Source organism: Rhizobium sp. P2_G9 (assembly GCF_056403475.1).
The window spans coordinates 76,601-93,239 of sequence record NZ_JBFUFK010000012.1 but is presented as its reverse complement, the minus strand read 5'-3'; the positions used below and the strand labels follow the sequence as shown (position 1 = coordinate 93,239).

Here is a 16,639-nt window from a genome sequence, read left to right as displayed (position 1 = left end):
GATCGTTCTACCTTCAGACTTGCAGGATCGAGGAAACGAGAAGCTGCGTATAGGGCTCGCGCGGATCGTCTAGCACGCGGTCGGTCAGGCCCTGTTCGATGACATAGCCGTTCTTCATCACCATCATCCGGTGCGAAATCAGCCGCGCCACGGCCAGATCATGCGTGACGATGATCACCGACAGCGAAAGATCCTGGACGAGGCCGCGCAATAGGTCGAGCAGGCGGGCCTGCACCGAGACGTCCAGCCCGCCGGTCGGCTCGTCCATGAAGACGAGGCGCGGGGAGGTGACGAGGTTGCGGGCGATCTGCAGGCGCTGGCGCATGCCGCCGGAGAAGGCGCGCGGCTGGTCGTCGATGCGGTCCTCGTCGATCTCGACGCGGGTCAACCAGTCAGTGGCCGTGGCACGGATCTGGCCATAATGCCGGTCGCCGACCGCCATCAACCGCTCGCCGACATTGGCGCCGGCAGAGACCGCCATGCGCAAGCCATCGGCAGGGTTCTGGTGGACGAAGCCCCAATCGGTGCGCATCAGGAAGCGGCGTTCCGCCTCGCTCATGCGGGCCATGTCGCGCAGATTGCCGTCGCGCGTGCGGTACTGGATGCTGCCGCTATCGGCCATCAGCCGGGTCGACAGGCAGTTGAGCAGCGTGGTCTTGCCGGAGCCGGATTCACCGACCACCGCCAGCACTTCGCCGGGCCAAAGATCGAAGCTGACGTCCGTGCAGCCAATACGGCCGCCATAAAATTTCGACAGGCCGTGGACTTTCAGAAGGGGTTGGTCGGTCATTGGAGAATCTCCAGGTAAATGTGGCCTCCGCGGCTACCCCCCTCTGGCCTGCCGGCCATCTCCCCCTCAAGGGGGGAGATTGGATGGGGCGCGCTCATTGCGCCCATTGACGGGTGTTTGCGCGGTGCTCGGGACTGATTTGAGGCAATGTCGGTGCCTCCTGCCAATCTCCCCTCTTGAGGGGGAGATGCCCGGCAGGGCAGAGGGGGGTGAGCCACGATCGCCATCATTCCGCCGCCTCCAGTTCACTCTGTTCGCCGACATGGCCCTCGGCCCGGCGGGTTTCGCAATGATCGGTGTCGGAGCAGACGAACATCCGCTTGCCCTTGTCGTCGAGCACCACTTCGTCGAGATAGACATTGCGGGCGCCGCAGAGCGCGCAAGGCTTCTTGAACGACTGGATGGTGAAGGGATAATCCTCGAAATCGAGGCTCACCACGTCGGTATAGGGTGGCACCGCATAGATGCGCTTCTCGCGACCGGCGCCGAACAGCTGCAACGCCTCAGACATGTGCATTTTCGGATTGTCGAATTTCGGGATCGGCGAGGGATCCATGACATAGCGGCCCTCGATCTTCACCGGATAGGCATAGGTCGTGGCGATCTCGCCGTTCTTGGCGATGTCCTCGTAGAGTTTCACATGCATGAGGCCGTATTCTTCCAGCGCATGCATTTTCCGCGTCTCAGTCTCGCGCGGCTCGAGATAGCGCAAGGGCTCCGGGATCGGCACCTGGTAGACCAGCGTCTGGCCGGCAACGAGCATTTCTTCCGGCACACGGTGGCGAGTCTGGATGATCGTTGCTTCGCTGGTCTTGGTCGTGACCTTGACATTGGCGACCTTCTGGAAGAAGGCGCGGATGGAGACAGCATTGGTCGTGTCGTCGGCGCCCTGGTCGATGACCTTGAGCACGTCGTCGGGGCCGATGATCGCTGCCGTCACCTGCACGCCGCCGGTGCCCCAGCCATACGGCATAGGCATTTCGCGGCTAGCGAAGGGCACCTGATAGCCCGGGATAGCAATGGCCTTCAGGATTGCGCGGCGGATCATCCGCTTCGTCTGTTCATCGAGATAGGCGAAATTGTAGGGTGTCGCGGCTTCATCGATGCCGAGCTTGTCTGCAAGACTATTCATTCCGCAGCTTCCTTCTGTTCGTCGGACACGGCGTTTCGGTTGGCCTGGTAGTCCGCGCGCATGCGCCGTACGAGATCGAGTTCAGCCTGGAAGTCGACGTAGTGGGGCAGTTTCAGATGCTCGACGAAGCCCGTCGCCTGGACATTGTCGGAGTGCGAAATGACGAATTCCTCGTCCTGGGCCGGCGCGACGACATCTTCCTGGAATTCGCGGGCGCGGAGCGCACGGTCGACAAGCGACATGGCCATGGCCTTGCGCTCGCTCTGGCCGAAGACCAGGCCATAGCCGCGGGTAAACTGCGGCGGCTGCTTGGCCGAGCCCTTGAACTGGGTGACCATCTGGCATTCGGTCACCTGGATGCGGCCGACGGAGACCGAAAAACCGAGTTCCGGCACGTCGATCTCGACTTCGACCTCGCCGATGCGGATTTCGCCGACGAAAGGATGAGTGCGGGAATAGCCGCGCTGAGTCGAATAGCCGAGCGAGAGGAGAAAACCTTCGTCACCGCGGGCGAGCGCCTGCAAGCGAGAATCCCGTTCCATGGGGAATTCGAGCGGCGTGCGGGTAATGTCGCCGGTCAGGTGGCCGGCGGGCATCTTGCCGTCGTCTTCGATGAGGTTTTCATGCGCCAGGATCTCGGAGACGCGCATGACGCGCTCGCCGGTCGCTTCCTTTTCAAGCGGCATGTCAGGCTCGCCATCACCAGCCAGTGACGGATCGATCAGGCGATGGGTGTAGTCGAAGGTGGGGCCGAGCAGCTGGCCGCCCGGCAGGTCCTTGTAGGTTGCCGAAACCCGGCGCGCCACCAGCATCTTGGCCGTGTCGATCGGCTTGGAATAGCCGAAGCGGGCCAGTGTCGTGCGGTGGGCGCGGAGGATGAAGATCGCCTCGATCATGTCGCCGCGGGCCTGCTTCAAGGCGATGGCGGCGAGATCGCGGTCATAGAGCGAGCCCTCGGCCATGACGCGGTCGACGGCCAGCGCCAGCTGTTCCATGATCTGCTCGATGGTGATCGACGGCAGTGTGCGATCGCCGCGGCGCTTGTCGGCGAGCAGCCGGTGGGCGTTGGCAATGGCTGCTTCGCCGCCTTTGACAGCTACATACATGTCAGTTTCCTCCCTTGCGGACGCGCACCGTGCGCGGCAGGCAGATCATTTCCAGACCGGCGACGAGCACGAGGTCGACGCCGCGCGGATAATGCCCATTGTTTTCCTTCCACAAGTCTTCGAAGGGACCGGGCAGGCCAACAACGTTGATCGTGGTCGATTCCTGGATGCCGGGGCCGGCGAGGATGAAATCCTGGCCGCCGGTGAAGGCGGGCATTTCGAGGATGATCGTGGTCGAGCGATCCGGATATTCCTGCGTGCCGGCCGCAAAGGTCGAGAGCGGCGGCAGTGGCGCCGACTTGTCGAAAAAGGCGAACTGCGCCTCGGTGCGGTCGTCGGTCACCAATGCGCCGGTCTGAAAAGCGAGCCAGCCGGGAAGGCCGGCATCGACAAGCGAGTGGCAGAGATAGACTGGGGTATCGTGGTCGCAGAGCGTCAGCGCGATCGCACCGGCGCCGGCACCCATGGGGACGGGCGGGGCGGCGCCCTGCTCGATCGCCTGGATCGTGCCCGGCCGGGCCATGCCGTCCATCATCGCCTTGAACACCGATTGCGACTGGAACACAGGCTGTTCGAAGCCGCCGGCATAGATTGCGTTTTGCGATGCCATCAGTCTTCTCCCCGCACCATGGTGAAGAAATCCACCTTCGTTGCAGCTGTCTGGCGTTCGCGTTCGGCATCTCGTTCAGCCAGCGAGGTTTCGATGCCATCAAGTAATGTCTCGATCGACTCGCCATGCTCCGGGCGTTGCGCCAGCGCGTCGAAGATCGCGGCGAGTTCCGCCTTGCGCCGCGACAGGCCGAGCGTCTGGCCATGACCGATTTCGCCCGTGCCTAACCGCACGGTGGCGCGGCTGACCGTCGCTTCACCGAGATTGAAAGGCGAGCCGCCGCCGCCAATGCGGCCACGCAGCATCACCAGGCCGGTTTCCGGTCCGCGCACGCGGGTGACTTCGGGCTTGTCGGCCAGCGCTTCCCAGGCGGCAATCAGCAGCGCGTCTTCAGCTTTCGCCAGCAGTTCCATGGTCCGGCGGCGCTTGTCCTGGCCGTCGCTTGCAGGTCTTTCGATCGGCATCGTCTCCACCTCGGTCGTATCGTCGTTCAGATCGGTCTTTACGCTACTATCTTTTTGACTCAGGATGTCTATTTGTCTATATAACTAGACATATCGCTTCTGGTAAGCCCCAAAAGTGACAGGCATGTGACATGAACGACGTTTTCACCATTGACCGGAACAGTGGCATTTCGGCCTGGAAGCAGATCGCCGACCAGATCAGCCGTTCGATCGCCTCGGGCGAGTTCGACGACACCGGCATGGTGCCGCCCGAAACCGTGCTGGCCGAAAAATTCGGCGTCAACCGGCATACTGTGCGCAGCGCCATCGCCTCGCTTGCAGATGAAGGCCTGCTGAAGCGCGTGCAAGGGCGCGGCACACTCATTGAGAAACGGGAGAAATTCGTCTTCCCGATCGGCCGGCGGACTCGCTTTTCCGAAGGCCTCGGCAAACAGGCGGCCGAAATGGGTATCACGCTCATCTCGTCGGAAGAAATCGAGGCAACACCCGAGATCGCCGATGCCTTGAAGCTTGTCGTTGGCGCACCAGTGTTGAGACTGAGGACTGTGGGTTCCGCCGACGGCCAGCCAGTGTCGACCGCGGTTTCGCATTTCGACAAGGCGCGTTTTCCCGGAATGGCAGAGCTCGTTGGCCATCACCACTCGGTGACCAGGGCTTTTGCTGCCCAGGGCGTCGAGGACTATGTGCGTGTCTCGACGGAAGTAACAGCCAGGATCGCCACGGCGCAGGAGGCCGGCCATCTCAAATTGTCGCCAGGCAGCGTCGTGCTGGTGGCGCAGTCGATCAATGCCGATCTCCAGGGACGGCCGATCCAATATTCGCGCAGCGTGTTTTCCGCCGACAAGATCTCGCTGAAGCTCGATACCGGCGCCTGATATTCCCTTTGCTGATGGCCGGTGGCGTAAATTTGGTTTGCGTCGCCCGCCCATGCGCGCCATCTTCCGGGCAATCGCATCGCAGGAAACCATCATGTCAGACAAAAGCCCGCTCGCCGGCATCAAGGTTTTGGAACTCGCCCGTATCCTCGCCGGTCCCTGGTGCGGCCAGACGCTCGCCGATCTCGGCGCCGATGTGATCAAGGTCGAAAGCCCGGAGGGCGACGATACCCGCAAGTGGGGACCGCCCTATATCGAGAAAGAGGGGGAAAAGTCCGCCGCCTATTTCCACGCCACGAACCGCGGCAAGCGCTCGGTGATCGCCGATTTCACCACTGAGGAGGGCAGGGCGCTGGTGCTGAAGCTCGCCGCGCAATCCGATGTGCTAATCGAGAATTTCAAGCTGGGCGGATTGAAGAAATACGGCCTCGACTATGACAGCCTGAAAGAGGTCAATCCGCGGCTGATCTATTGCTCGATCACGGGTTTCGGCCAGGACGGGCCTTATGCGGCACGCGCCGGCTATGACTTCATGATCCAGGGCATGGGCGGCATCATGGACCTGACCGGCGAACCGGATCGCGAACCGCAGAAAATCGGCGTCGCTTTCGCCGACATCTTCACCGGCCTTTATTCGGTGATCGCCATCCAGTCGGCACTGATCGCCCGCGAAAAGACCGGGCGCGGCCAGCAGATCGACATGGCGTTGTTCGACTGCATGACCGGCGTGCTCGCCAACCAGGCAATGAATTTCCTCGCCTCCGGCAAAGTGCCGAAGCGGCTCGGCAATGCCCATCCGAACATCGCGCCGTACCAGACGTTTCCGGTGGCTGATGGGCATCTGATCGTTGCCTGCGGCAATGATTCCCAGTTTGGCCGGCTGGCGGCGATTCTCGGACTGGCAGAACTCGCCGATGACCCGCGCTTCAAGACCAACGCCGCCCGGGTCGAAAATCGCACCGCGCTGACCGAGTCCATGGAAGCCAAGACACACGCCTGGAAGCGCGACGATCTGCTGGCGGCACTGGAAAAGGACGGCGTGCCGGCCGGCCCGATCAACAGCGTTGCCGATGTCTTCGCGGATCCGCAATTTCTGCATCGGGCGATGCGTATCGAGCCGGAAGGAATCCCCGGCATCCGCACGCCGATCCGGTTTTCCGAATCCGAACTCGAACTTGATGCTGGTGCACCACGGCTTGGCGCACATACCGGGGATGTCGTCGCAAAGCTCGGCGGAAATTAATATCGCATTCCGCGGCGCGGCACTGCGAAATCCTAGCAAAAACAATAGGCTGGCGGAGGTTTCCGGCGAAAAGCCAGGGCTTGTGGCAAATTGTCATAAAAGCGGCTTGACACTTGGGACCCGAGACCGTAGGAAGCCGCTCACAAGCATGGAGACGTGCTTCGAAGAATGGAATGCGGGTGTAGCTCAGTTGGTTAGAGTGCCGGCCTGTCACGCCGGAGGTCGCGGGTTCGAGCCCCGTCACTCGCGCCACTTCTTCGAAAAGGTTTCCTGCCCAGCAATGCGCGGGTGTAGCTCAGTCGGTTAGAGTGCCGGCCTGTCACGCCGGAGGTCGCGGGTTCGAGCCCCGTCACTCGCGCCATTTCTCCTCTTCTTGAGACCAAATCTGGAGGCAAGATGTTTTGCTCCAGCGTATCGACCTGTTTCCTCTCCAGAGCCAGGCAACGGTTCGGCCAAGCAGGCGTTGATTGAGGAAGCGGGGTCTCAAGTTTTTGTCTTTGTTTAGTTTTAAGTTTCCAGTCTCCGGTCTCCCGTTTCAGTCTGGGTCTCTGTCTGTGTCTCTGTGTTTCGTACCGGTTCGATACCGGTATCAAAGGGGTATCGTAGGGGTACCGCCATTTGCCGTTATCCAACGCCCCGGCCGAAACCTGGGCGGCCTCGGTCGGCGGCTTTCCCTCGGGAATTTCGAGGCTATCGGATCGCGATAAGGTGGTCCAAGGACGGAATTTCCCGCCAGATCGGCGGGCGCCAGTAGACGCCTTCTCCGACCAGTGATGTCCATCCCACGGTCAAGCGGTAACCGTGAATTTCGGTTCCGTTCACGCGGCACAGTTCATACAGCTGGGTGACCACAATGGGCCTCTCCGGCATTGGCCGATCGAGGAAATCGGTGTTCAATCTGGTGTGCTGCATCAGAGGGGTAATTTCTGCAGGCGGTTCCGCAAGTCTGAGAGTCACCACGCCAGGGCTATCAGGACCGATCTTCTTCTCGAAGATGCTGTCGGCATAATCTTCGTCATCACGCGGCGTGAACCGGCCGCGCCGGGAATAGAGGCTCGCACCCGCAAGGCTCGCTCTTTTGAGATACGGACGATGTTTCCGCGAGTAAACATCGACATAACCGGCGGTATCGACAATGTCGGACCGGATGGTAGTGAACCCGGCCGCATGCGGGCATTCGGCAAAGCGATAGGCGGCATTGGTCAGGACCAGAAGGCCACCGGCTACCAGATTGTCGCTCAGCAGTTTTATCATTTCATCGAAGCGCGACACCGGGAATACAGCTTCTATCTCCGCCGGCGCCGGAAAGACGCAGAGCACCGCAGACGCGAGAATGAGATCAAACGGACCGCGCGCTGCGATCTCCTCTTCGGACGATGCAAAAACAGTCGCGACCGAGCCAACGGCCCGCTCACTGGTTTCGATCAGCGCCGGGTTGATGTCACAGCCGAAGATTTCGTCCTCAGGGAAGAGGTAACGTAACGTGACCACCTCTTCACCGACGGAACAGCCAAACGAAAGGATTTTCAGCCTCCGCCCGGGAGTCGTGGTCCGCAATCTTTCTCGCGCCGTCAGAAGATGGTTGATGTCTCGAAAGAGGACGGTGTGAAAATTATTCTGAACTTGTCGCATCGAACCAGCTTCCTACGCCCTTTATTGCCCTGTTTGAAAAGATCGCATGCAGGAACGCTGCGGAGCGTCCTTCTCGGGAAAAAACACGCGCAAGTCAAGGTTTCCAGCATCGTCATAAGTACCGCCGATCAAGGTACATCAAGCAGGACTCCGGCCGTGTTCGACGCACAGCAACGGAGATCCGCCTGATTAAACTGAGATCCATCAAAGTTTCTCGAAAAACCTTGGCGAAAAGCAATTTTTGTTCCGCATTGTGCTCTTGTAGAACGGCGGAACCTTCCTCGATGGATCTCGGCAGCGAACCCAAGCAGTCACAGCAGAAGCAGCGCAGAAACGCGGTTCGCAGGCGGTCCGCCTTGCCGGTGATGATCCGGTATTTGGGCGCCGAAACGCCTGGCCGCATCCACGACATCTCGGTCAGGGGCGCTGCCATCGACACGCAAGGTCATTTCCTAGGGGTGGAGGGCACGACCGTTCGCATCGAATGCCTGGAATTCTGCTTTCTGGAGGGTCGCATCCGTTGGCAGCGCAAGGGACGGATCGGCGTTGAATTCGATCCCTCCACCAATGCGGTGGCCAAAGTGCAGGCCTATTTCAGATTCTATCACAAGGATCCGGTGGTTCAGAAGGACTGAGCGGACCGAAAAGGCGTGTCACGCCCCTGCCGGGCGGATGTCTGCCAGATACATCGGCCCGCCCTTATGTGCCGGAAAACCATAGCCGTTGATCAGCACGAGATCGATGTCGCCGGCGCGAGCAGCAATCCCGGATGCCAGGAGTTTCCGACCTTCGGCAGCCATGGCCGCCAACAGGCGATCGACGATCTCTTCCTTGCCGAACGCGCGCGCAACAATGCCTTTGGCTGATCGAGAAGCCTCGATCATAGCCGTCACCTCCGGATCGACCTCGCGCTTGCCGCCGTCATAGCGATACCAGCCGCGACCGGTCTTTTGGCCGAAGCGGCCGGCTTCGCAGAGCCTGTCGGCGATATCGACATAGCGCTCGGCGGAATCTCGCGTCGCCGCCTGGCGCTTGCGGCGCGCCCAAGCGATTTCGAGCCCTGCCATGTCGAAGACCGCGAACGGCCCCATGGCCATGCCGAAACCTTCCATGGCAGCATCGATCTCGGCCGGGGAGGCGCCATCCTCGACCAGGAATTCCGCCTCACGCCGGTATGCGGAAAAGATGCTGTTGCCGATAAAACCCTCGGTGACGCCGGAGACGATCGCCAACTTGCCGAGTTTCCTGGCAACAGCCAGACCGGTTGCCAGCACATSCGGCGCGGTTCTGGCGCAGCGCACCACTTCCATGAGGCGCGTGATATTGGCGGGCGAAAAGAAATGCAGGCCGAGCACACGTTCCGGATGGGCTGTCGCGGCAGCAATCTGGTCAGGGTCGATATAGGATGTGTTGGTGGCGAGGATCGCGTCTGGCCGGACGATGCCGTCGAGCTTGCGGAAAAGCTCGGTCTTGACGGTCATGTCGTCGAAGACTGCTTCGATCACCAGATCGGCTTCCGCGAGTTTATGGAAGTCGCCACTGACGGAAAGGCGGGTCAAGCGGGCCGAAAGCCCGGCCTCGTCGATGCGGCCGGATTTCAGGTTGCGCTCGAGAAGGCCGATGATGCGTTCCAGTCCCTTCTGGGCCGCTTCGTCCGTCTGCTCGACGCCGATGACCTGATAGCCGGCATCCAATACCGCCACAGCGATGCCGGAACCCATCAGGCCGGTGCCGACAATGCCGATCCTGGTGATCGGACGCGGCGCAACATCTTTCAAGCCTTCGACCTTGGCCGCCTCGCGCTCGGCAAAGAAAACGTAACGCAGGGCTGCGGCTTCAGCGGAATCCTTTAGTCGGATAAATGTATTTCGTTCGTCGGCTAAGCCATCGCGGAAATTGACGCTTGCCGAAGCCAGCACCAGACGCATGGCTTCGAGAGGAGCGGCCTGGCCCTTAGCACGAGAGCGGATCTTCGCAGCAGCCGTTTCGATTTTATCGGCGGATTCGGCCGGAATGGCAAGTTCACTTGTCTTGCGCAGGGGAACCACTTCGCCGGATTTGATTTTTGCCAGTGCGTCAGCCACGGGATCGTCGGAAACGGCATCGACGATCCCCAGAGCCAGAGCCTCGGCCGCCTTGACGCTGCGGCCGGTGCCGACCATGTCGAGGGCGGCTGAAAGACCGATGATGCGCGGCAGGCGCTGGGTGCCGCCGGCACCCGGCACGATGCCGAGCTTCACCTCGGGAAAGGCCACACTCGCGCCGGGAGCAGCGATGCGGACATGGCAGCTGAGCGCCAGTTCCAGGCCGCCGCCGAGCGCCGCACCGTTGATGGCGGCGATGACCGGCTTGGCCGAGCGTTCGATCGCCGCGATTACGGCCGGCAGCGTCGGCTCGGCCGGCGGCTTGCCGAATTCGGAAATGTCGGCGCCGCCAACGAAAATTTTTCCCGCGCCCGTCAAGATGACGTGATGGATCGAGGCATCGGCAGATGCGTGCTCGACCGCCGCCATCAGGCCGCGGCGAGCCTCCGCCGACGTCGCATTGACCGGCGGATTGTCGATGGTGACCACCAATGTCGCGCCTTCTTTATTGCCGAAGACGCGCGGCGAGAATTCCAACCTGTCGTGATCACGCATCGATGTCACTCATCAGGGACAACGGCGGTCGCCTGGATTTCTATCTTGGCCCGCTCTTCCACCAGCGCGACCACCTGCATCGCCGCCATGGCCGGATAATGCCGGCCGATGATGTCGCGATAGGCCTGGCCGATCGACTTGAGGCTAGCGAGATATTCGGCCCTATCGGTGAAATACCAGGTCATCGAGGTGATGTGCTTCGGCTCGGCACCAGCCTCCTGCAGCACCGCGACGATGTTCTTCAGAGTTTGGCGGACCTGACCGACAAAATCGTCGGTCTCGAACTCGCATTGGCCGTTCCAGCCGACCTGGCCGCCGATGAAGACCAGACGGCCGCGGGCCTCGACGCCATTGGCATAACCGATCGGCTTGGCCCAGCCTTCAGGTTGCAGGATTGTGTGCATCATCGGTCTCCAGATGGTTTGTCAGTGCGGCGCGGAAATCGTCCGGCCAGGCTTGCGCCTTGTGTGTATCGAGCGAGGTCGCGACCAGCCGCTGCCTCGCGGTCCAGAGCGTGTCGCCGCGGGCAGACACATTATAGTCCAGATCGACGGAGGACCGGCCGATGGCGCGAACGCGGACTTCGAAATCGAGGTCGTCGCCATGAAAACCGGGCTTCACGAAAGCGAGGTCGAGCGTGACTGTCGGCGTGCCCATACGGCGATCGCGGATCATTTCCGCACGCTGGCCGCCGAACGAGAGGAAGAAATCCTCGGCAACGCTGTCCAGTATCCGCAGATAGGACGGGTAATAGGCGATCCCCGAGGGGTCGCAATCGCCAAAGCGAAGAGGGCGCGTTGCCTTGAACATCAGCCCGCTCCCTTCATCAATTCGCGAGCCACGATCAGCTTCTGCACCTCGGTGGCGCCTTCATAGATGCGCAGAGCCCGGATTTCGCGATAGAGCTTTTCGGTCATCTCGCCGCTTTTGACGCCGCGGCCGCCGAACATCTGCACGGCGCGGTCGATGACGGCCTGTGCTGTCTCGGTGGCCGTCATCTTGGCCATCGCCGCTTCCTTGGTGGTCGGCAGTTTCTGCACGTCGCGGCGCCACGCGGCGCGATAAGTCAGAAGCGCCGCGGCATCGAGGCCGGTCGCCATGTCGCCGAGAGCCGCCTGCGTCAGTTGCAGATCGCCCAGCGTCGCGCCGAACATTTTTCGCGTCCGGGCATGGTGCAGCGCCTCGTCGAGCGCCCTCCGGCCGAAGCCGAGCGATGCGGCTGCGACCGAGGCGCGGAAAATGTCGAGGGTGCGCATGGCGATCTTGAAACCTTCGCCTGGCGCGCCGAGCCGACGCGATGCCGGAATGCGGCAATTGTCGAAACGGATCGTTGCCAGCGGATGCGGGGCGATCACCTCGATCCGCTCGGCAATCGAGAAGCCGGGATCATCGGCGAACACGACGAAGGCGGAAATGCCGCGCGTGCCCGGCGCCTCACCGGTGCGGGCGAAGACGGTGTAGACGTCGGCGATGCCGCCATTGGAAATCCAGGTCTTTTCACCGTCGAGGACATAAGAGTCACCGTTGGCGCGGGCGGCGCAGGCCATGGCGGCGACATCGGAGCCGGCCTCTTTTTCCGACAGTGCAAAGGCAGACAGCCATTCACCAGAGGTCACCTTCGGCAGCACGGTGGCCTTGAGGTCCTCCGATCCGGAAAGGCCGATCGCGCCCGTGCCCAGGCCCTGCATGGCGAAGGCGAAATCGGCCAATCCGTCATGCCAGGCGAGCGTCTCGCGCGCCAGGCAAACCGAACGGGAATCAATGGTTGTCTGGCCGGCATTGCCGGTCGCGACCCCGAGCAATCCAGCGCCTCCAAGCAGTGTCACCAAATGGCGACAGGCCTTGTCGACATCATGATGATCGACGGAAGCGAGGACGCCGGAGGCGGCAAAGGCATCGAGCTTTTCTGCAAATGCCTTATGGCTGGCATCGAAGAACGGCCAGTCGAGATGTTCGCGGGTGGGGCCGGGGGGCGAGGTCATCAATTGCCCTCGAATGCCGGTTTCTGCTTGGCGGCAAACGCCTCGAAGGCACGGCGGAAATCGCCGGTCGCCATGCAGATCGCTTGCGCCTGGGCTTCCGACTCGATCATCTCGTCGATGCCCATCGCCCACTCCTGGTTCATCATCGTCTTGGTGATGCCATGCGCGAACCATGGACCGTCGGCGAGCGAATGCGCCAGCGTCGTCGCAGCAGGAAGAAGCTCCGCCTGTGGATGCAGCGCATTGAAGAAGCCCCAGCGCTCACCCTCTGCCGCCGACATCGAGCGTCCAGTATAAAGCAGTTCCGAAGCACGGCCCTGGCCGATGATGCGCGGCAGAATTCCGCAGGCGCCCATGTCCGCACCGGCCAGGCCAACCCGGGTGAACAGGAAGGCGGTCTTGGCTTCGGGCGTTGCCAGCCGCATGTCGGAGGCCATGGCAAGGATCGCGCCGGCGCCGACGCAGATGCCGTCGATGGCGGCGATGATCTGTTGCGGGCATTTGCGCATTGCCTTGACGACATCACCAGTCATGCGGGTGAAGGCGAGGAGATCTGGCATCTTCATCCGGGTGAGCGGTTCGATGATCTCGAACACGTCGCCGCCGGAGGAGAAATTGCCGCCTGCACCAGTGAGCACGATGGTGCGGACATCCGAGGCGTAGTGCAGATCGCGGAACAGGTCGCGCAGTTCGGCATAGCTTTCGAAGGTCAGCGGATTCTTGCGTTCGGGGCGGTTCAAGGTGAGTGTCGCGACGCGGCCGTCCTCGCTCACCTCCCAGAGGAAATGTTTTGCCTGATAGTCACGGAAAGGTTTCAGGTGACCCTGCATCGATGCCTGTTCGCTCATCCCGCCATGACCTCCCCACCGGCGACCGCGATCGCCTGTCCATTGATCGAGCCGGCGCCTGGCGACGCGAGCCATAGAACCGTGTTCGCGACTTCCTCTGGCGAAACGAGACGCCCCTGCGGATTGGCCTTGGTGAATTCGGCAAGCGCCTCTTCCGGCGTCCGTCCCGTCTTGGCGACGAGCGTGTCGATCGAACGGGCGATGATCGGTGTGTCGGTGAAGCCGGGGCAGACGGCGTTGACCGTGATGCCCTTCCTTGCCAGTTCCATTGCCAGCGCTCGCGTCAGGCCGACGACGCCGTGCTTGGCGGCGCAATAGGCGGAGACATAAGCATAGCCGGTGAGACCAGCCGTCGAGGCGATGTTGATGATCCGCGCGCCTTCGCCATGTGCCTTGAGATCAGGCAGCACCGCCTGCGTCACCTGAAAGACGCCGGTGAGGTCGACCGACAGAACATGCGACCACATGTCGAGCGTGGTCTTTTCGAAGGGCGCGCTCGGCGCTTCGCCGGCATTGTTGACGAGGATGGTCACCGGCCCGAATTTTTCGCGTGCTTTTGCAAGCCCCGCGGCAATCGCTGCGACATCGGTGACATCGAACCCGTCGGCGATAAAGGCGTGATCGGAGTCCAACGAAACTGCCAATTCTTCAAGCGGCTCACGGCGGCGGCCGGCAAGCGTTACATTCGCACCGGACTGCACCAGAGCCCGCGCAATGGCGGCCCCGATGCCGGAGCCAGCACCGGTGACAAGCGCATGATGACCGCTTAGATTGCCCTGGTTAGCCATGCGAAAACCTCACTTCGCTCCCGCAGCCGCTGCCTGCTGGGCACGGGCGAGGTTGGTCTCATATTGCGCCTTGCCGGAATAATACTGCTTGGGCCAAGGGATCGTGCTGATGCCGATCTTGGCCGCCTCGTGCAGCGCCCAGGCCGGATCGGCAAGGTGCGGACGGGCGACGGCGCAGAGATCGGCGCGGCCGGCGGCGATGATCGAGTTGGCGTGGTCCGCCTCGGAGATCGCACCGACGGCAATCGTCGGGATACCGACTTCGTTGCGGATCTTGTCGGAGAACGGGGTCTGGAACAGGCGGCCATAGACCGGCTTTTCTTCCTTCCACACCTGGCCCGACGAGCAATCGATCAGGTCGGCGCCGGCCTCCTTGAACATCTTCGAGAAGATCGCCGCATCCTCCGGCGTGTTGCCACCTTCGAACCAGTCGTTGCAGGAAAGGCGCACGGAGATCGGCTTGTCCTCCGGCCAGACAGCACGGATGGCGCGGAAGACTTCCAGCGGGAAACGCGCCCGGCCTTCATGGCTGCCGCCATATTCGTCGGTGCGGCGGTTGGTCAGCGGCGACAGGAAACTGGAGAGCAGATAGCCGTGGGCGCAGTGCAGCTCCAACCAGTCGGCGCCGGTGGTGACGGCGAGCTTTGCGGCGCGGACATGTTCGTCCAGCACGCGCTGCATGTCGGCGCGGTCCATCGCCTTCGGCACCTGGCCGTGCTTGAGATAGGGTAGCGCTGACGGGGCGACCAGCGGCCAGCCGCCTTCCTCGACCGGCTGGTCGATGCCTTCCCAGGCAAGTTTCGTCGCACCCTTGCGACCGGCATGGCCGATCTGGATGCCGACCTTGGCCGGCGTGTTGAAATGCACGAATTCGACCAGGCGCTTCCAACCTTCCGCCTGTTCCTCGTTCCAGAGGCCAAGACAGCCGGGCGTGATCCGAGCATCCGGCGCGACGCAGGTCATTTCGCCAAAGACGAGACCTGCGCCACCCATGGCGCGCGAGCCGATATGGACGAGGTGGAAATCGTTGATCAGGCCGTCCTTGGCCGAATACATCGCCATCGGCGACATGACGATGCGGTTCGGCAGCGTCACATTGCGCAGCGTATAGGGCGTGAACATCGGCGGCAGGCAGCGGCCGTTGGTCGAGGCATCGAGCCCGGCCTTGCGGGCGAACCAGCGCTCATAGCCTTCCAGCCAATTGTGGTCGCGCAGGCGCAGATTCTCGTGGCTGATGCGCTGCGAGCGGGTCAGCATGGAATACATGAATTGTTCCGGCTCCAGCGTATCGGCATAGCGGCGGCCGACCACTTCAAACCATTCCATGGCGTTGCGGGCGGCATTCTGGATGCGGGCGACGTCGACGCGGCGGATTTCCTCATAGGTGGCGAGCACCGCAGGAATCTTGTCCTTGGTGTGGCCGTGTTCCTGGAATTGCCGCGTCAGCTCGATTGCGTCGTCAATGGCGAGCTTGGTGCCTGAGCCGATGGCGAAATGCGCCGTATGGGCCGCATCGCCCATCAGCACGACATGCGCCGAACCGTTGAAATGGCTCCACTTGCCACAGATCAGCCGCTGGAAATTCAGCCAGGCCGAACCACGCACATGCCGCGCATTGGTCATCAGCGAGGCGCCGTCGAGGACTTCGGAAAACAGGTTCTCGCAGAAGTCGATCGAGCCCTGCTGGTCCAACTTGTCGAGACCGTGGGCGAGATAGGCTTCCTCGGTCGTCTCGACGATGAAGGTCGAGGTGCTATCGTCGAACTTGTAGATATGCGCCTGGAACCAGCCATGATCCGTCTTGCGGAAATCGAAGGTGAAGGCGTCGTAGGATTTGTTGGTGCCGAGCCAGATATAGCGGTTCGGCCGTGTGATCATGTCAGGCTCGAAGATATCGGCATATTTGTTGCGGATCTTTGAGTTGAGTCCATCAGAGGCGATGATCAGGTCGGCATCGGGGAAGTCCTGGTCGCCATTGACCTCGGTTTCGAACTTCAGTTCGACGTCGAGTTCCTCGCAGCGCTTCTGCAGGATGTTGAGCAGCTTCTTGCGGCCGATGCCGACGAAGCCGTGGCCGGAAGTGCGTTGCGTCTTGCCCTTGAACAGGACCTCGATATCGTCCCAATGATTGAAAGCGTCCTGGATTTCGGCCGCACTTTCGGGGTCCCAGACCTTCATCGATTCCATGGTGGCGTCGGAGAACACCACGCCCCAGCCGAACGTGTCATAGGGCTTGTTGCGTTCGACAACGACGACCGAATGCTCCGGATGATTCTTCTTCATCAGCAGGCCGAAATAGAGCCCGGCCGGACCGCCTCCGATACAGACGATGCGCATTTCCACCTCCATCTCAGGGGCGCCGGGACTCATCGCCACCACGCCATTATTTTAAGTTTAAAATATAGAGACGCAGGCGCTCTGTCAACGCAAGAAGCACGACATCGCCAATTATTTTATACTTAAAGGATTTTGCAATCCGGTGCTTCCCTGGAGAAATCCAAACTGCACGCCGCGGGTTCCGCGGCATTTG

16 protein-coding genes and 2 tRNA genes are annotated in these 16,639 nt (G+C 61.6%); 5 read left to right on the top strand and 13 right to left on the bottom strand.

The features are described from left to right. Window positions 1-13 precede the first annotated feature (13 nt). The 5 genes from phnK to phnG form a co-directional block, all read right to left on the bottom strand. Window positions 14-790, bottom strand: coding sequence for a phosphonate C-P lyase system protein PhnK (gene phnK, locus AC1DYF_RS12120; protein ID WP_477876981.1), 777 nt, complete (start codon window positions 788-790; stop codon window positions 14-16). Window positions 791-1,016: 226 nt separating this feature from the next. Then, on the bottom strand, window positions 1,017-1,922 hold the full coding sequence (locus tag AC1DYF_RS12115; protein ID WP_477876980.1) for an alpha-D-ribose 1-methylphosphonate 5-phosphate C-P-lyase PhnJ: 906 nt from the start codon (window positions 1,920-1,922) through the stop codon (window positions 1,017-1,019). Next, entirely contained in the window at window positions 1,919-3,028 is a 1,110-nt protein-coding gene (locus AC1DYF_RS12110) for a carbon-phosphorus lyase complex subunit (RefSeq protein WP_477876979.1), read from the bottom strand. Before AC1DYF_RS12110 ends, AC1DYF_RS12115 begins: the two co-directional genes overlap by 4 nt. A 1-nt stretch (window position 3,029) precedes the next feature. After that, on the bottom strand, window positions 3,030-3,638 hold the full coding sequence (gene phnH / locus AC1DYF_RS12105) for a phosphonate C-P lyase system protein PhnH (RefSeq protein WP_477876978.1): 609 nt from the start codon (window positions 3,636-3,638) through the stop codon (window positions 3,030-3,032). After that, entirely contained in the window at window positions 3,638-4,102 is a 465-nt protein-coding gene (phnG, locus tag AC1DYF_RS12100) for a phosphonate C-P lyase system protein PhnG (protein WP_477876977.1), read from the bottom strand. Before phnG ends, phnH begins: the two co-directional genes overlap by 1 nt. 131 nt (window positions 4,103-4,233) lie before the next feature. Between phnG and phnF the strand changes: the two genes are divergently transcribed. From phnF to AC1DYF_RS12080, 4 genes are all read left to right on the top strand, one after another. Further along, window positions 4,234-4,977, top strand: a complete 744-nt coding sequence (phnF, locus tag AC1DYF_RS12095; RefSeq protein ID WP_477876976.1) for a phosphonate metabolism transcriptional regulator PhnF — start codon at window positions 4,234-4,236, stop codon at window positions 4,975-4,977. Window positions 4,978-5,071: 94 nt separating this feature from the next. Next, window positions 5,072-6,220 (top strand): CaiB/BaiF CoA transferase family protein, encoded by a 1,149-nt coding sequence (locus AC1DYF_RS12090; RefSeq protein WP_477876975.1) that lies wholly within the window; start codon window positions 5,072-5,074, stop codon window positions 6,218-6,220. A gap of 175 nt (window positions 6,221-6,395) precedes the next feature. Continuing rightward, window positions 6,396-6,472, top strand: a tRNA-Asp gene (locus AC1DYF_RS12085). 32 nt (window positions 6,473-6,504) lie between these two features. Then, window positions 6,505-6,581, top strand: a tRNA-Asp gene (locus tag AC1DYF_RS12080). Window positions 6,582-6,910: 329 nt separating this feature from the next. Here AC1DYF_RS12080 and AC1DYF_RS12075 read toward each other — a convergent pair. Further along, window positions 6,911-7,852, bottom strand: coding sequence for a methyltransferase domain-containing protein (locus AC1DYF_RS12075; protein WP_477876974.1), 942 nt, complete (start codon window positions 7,850-7,852; stop codon window positions 6,911-6,913). A 284-nt stretch (window positions 7,853-8,136) separates the two neighbouring features. On the opposite strand from AC1DYF_RS12075, the gene AC1DYF_RS12070 reads away from it, so the two are divergent. After that, window positions 8,137-8,487 carry a PilZ domain-containing protein gene (locus AC1DYF_RS12070; protein WP_477876973.1) on the top strand — a complete coding sequence of 117 codons (351 nt, stop codon included), beginning with the start codon at window positions 8,137-8,139 and terminating at the stop codon, window positions 8,485-8,487. A gap of 18 nt (window positions 8,488-8,505) precedes the next feature. Here the strand turns inward: AC1DYF_RS12070 and AC1DYF_RS12065 are convergent, their stop codons facing one another. The 7 genes from AC1DYF_RS12065 to AC1DYF_RS12035 are packed head-to-tail and all read right to left on the bottom strand — an operon-like array spanning window position 8,506 to window position 16,446. After that, the gene (locus tag AC1DYF_RS12065; RefSeq protein WP_477876972.1) at window positions 8,506-10,491 is read right to left on the bottom strand and encodes a 3-hydroxyacyl-CoA dehydrogenase NAD-binding domain-containing protein; all 1,986 of its coding nucleotides are present in this window, start codon (window positions 10,489-10,491) and stop codon (window positions 8,506-8,508) included. Window positions 10,492-10,496: 5 nt separating this feature from the next. Continuing rightward, entirely contained in the window at window positions 10,497-10,895 is a 399-nt protein-coding gene (locus AC1DYF_RS12060) for a RidA family protein (protein ID WP_477877053.1), read from the bottom strand. Continuing rightward, entirely contained in the window at window positions 10,873-11,301 is a 429-nt protein-coding gene (locus AC1DYF_RS12055; RefSeq protein WP_477876971.1) for an acyl-CoA thioesterase, read from the bottom strand. The genes AC1DYF_RS12060 and AC1DYF_RS12055 overlap by 23 nt, the downstream gene beginning before the upstream one ends. Then, complete coding sequence (locus AC1DYF_RS12050) at window positions 11,301-12,473, bottom strand: acyl-CoA dehydrogenase family protein (RefSeq protein ID WP_477876970.1); 1,173 nt, start codon at window positions 12,471-12,473, stop codon at window positions 11,301-11,303. Before AC1DYF_RS12050 ends, AC1DYF_RS12055 begins: the two co-directional genes overlap by 1 nt. Next, complete coding sequence (locus tag AC1DYF_RS12045) at window positions 12,473-13,321, bottom strand: enoyl-CoA hydratase family protein (protein WP_477876969.1); 849 nt, start codon at window positions 13,319-13,321, stop codon at window positions 12,473-12,475. The genes AC1DYF_RS12050 and AC1DYF_RS12045 overlap by 1 nt, the downstream gene beginning before the upstream one ends. After that, a complete protein-coding gene (locus AC1DYF_RS12040; protein ID WP_477876968.1) occupies window positions 13,318-14,109 on the bottom strand; it encodes an SDR family NAD(P)-dependent oxidoreductase in 792 nt (263 codons plus the stop codon). The genes AC1DYF_RS12045 and AC1DYF_RS12040 overlap by 4 nt, the downstream gene beginning before the upstream one ends. A gap of 9 nt (window positions 14,110-14,118) precedes the next feature. Then, window positions 14,119-16,446, bottom strand: coding sequence for a bifunctional salicylyl-CoA 5-hydroxylase/oxidoreductase (locus AC1DYF_RS12035; protein WP_477876967.1), 2,328 nt, complete (start codon window positions 16,444-16,446; stop codon window positions 14,119-14,121). Window positions 16,447-16,639 lie beyond the last annotated feature (193 nt).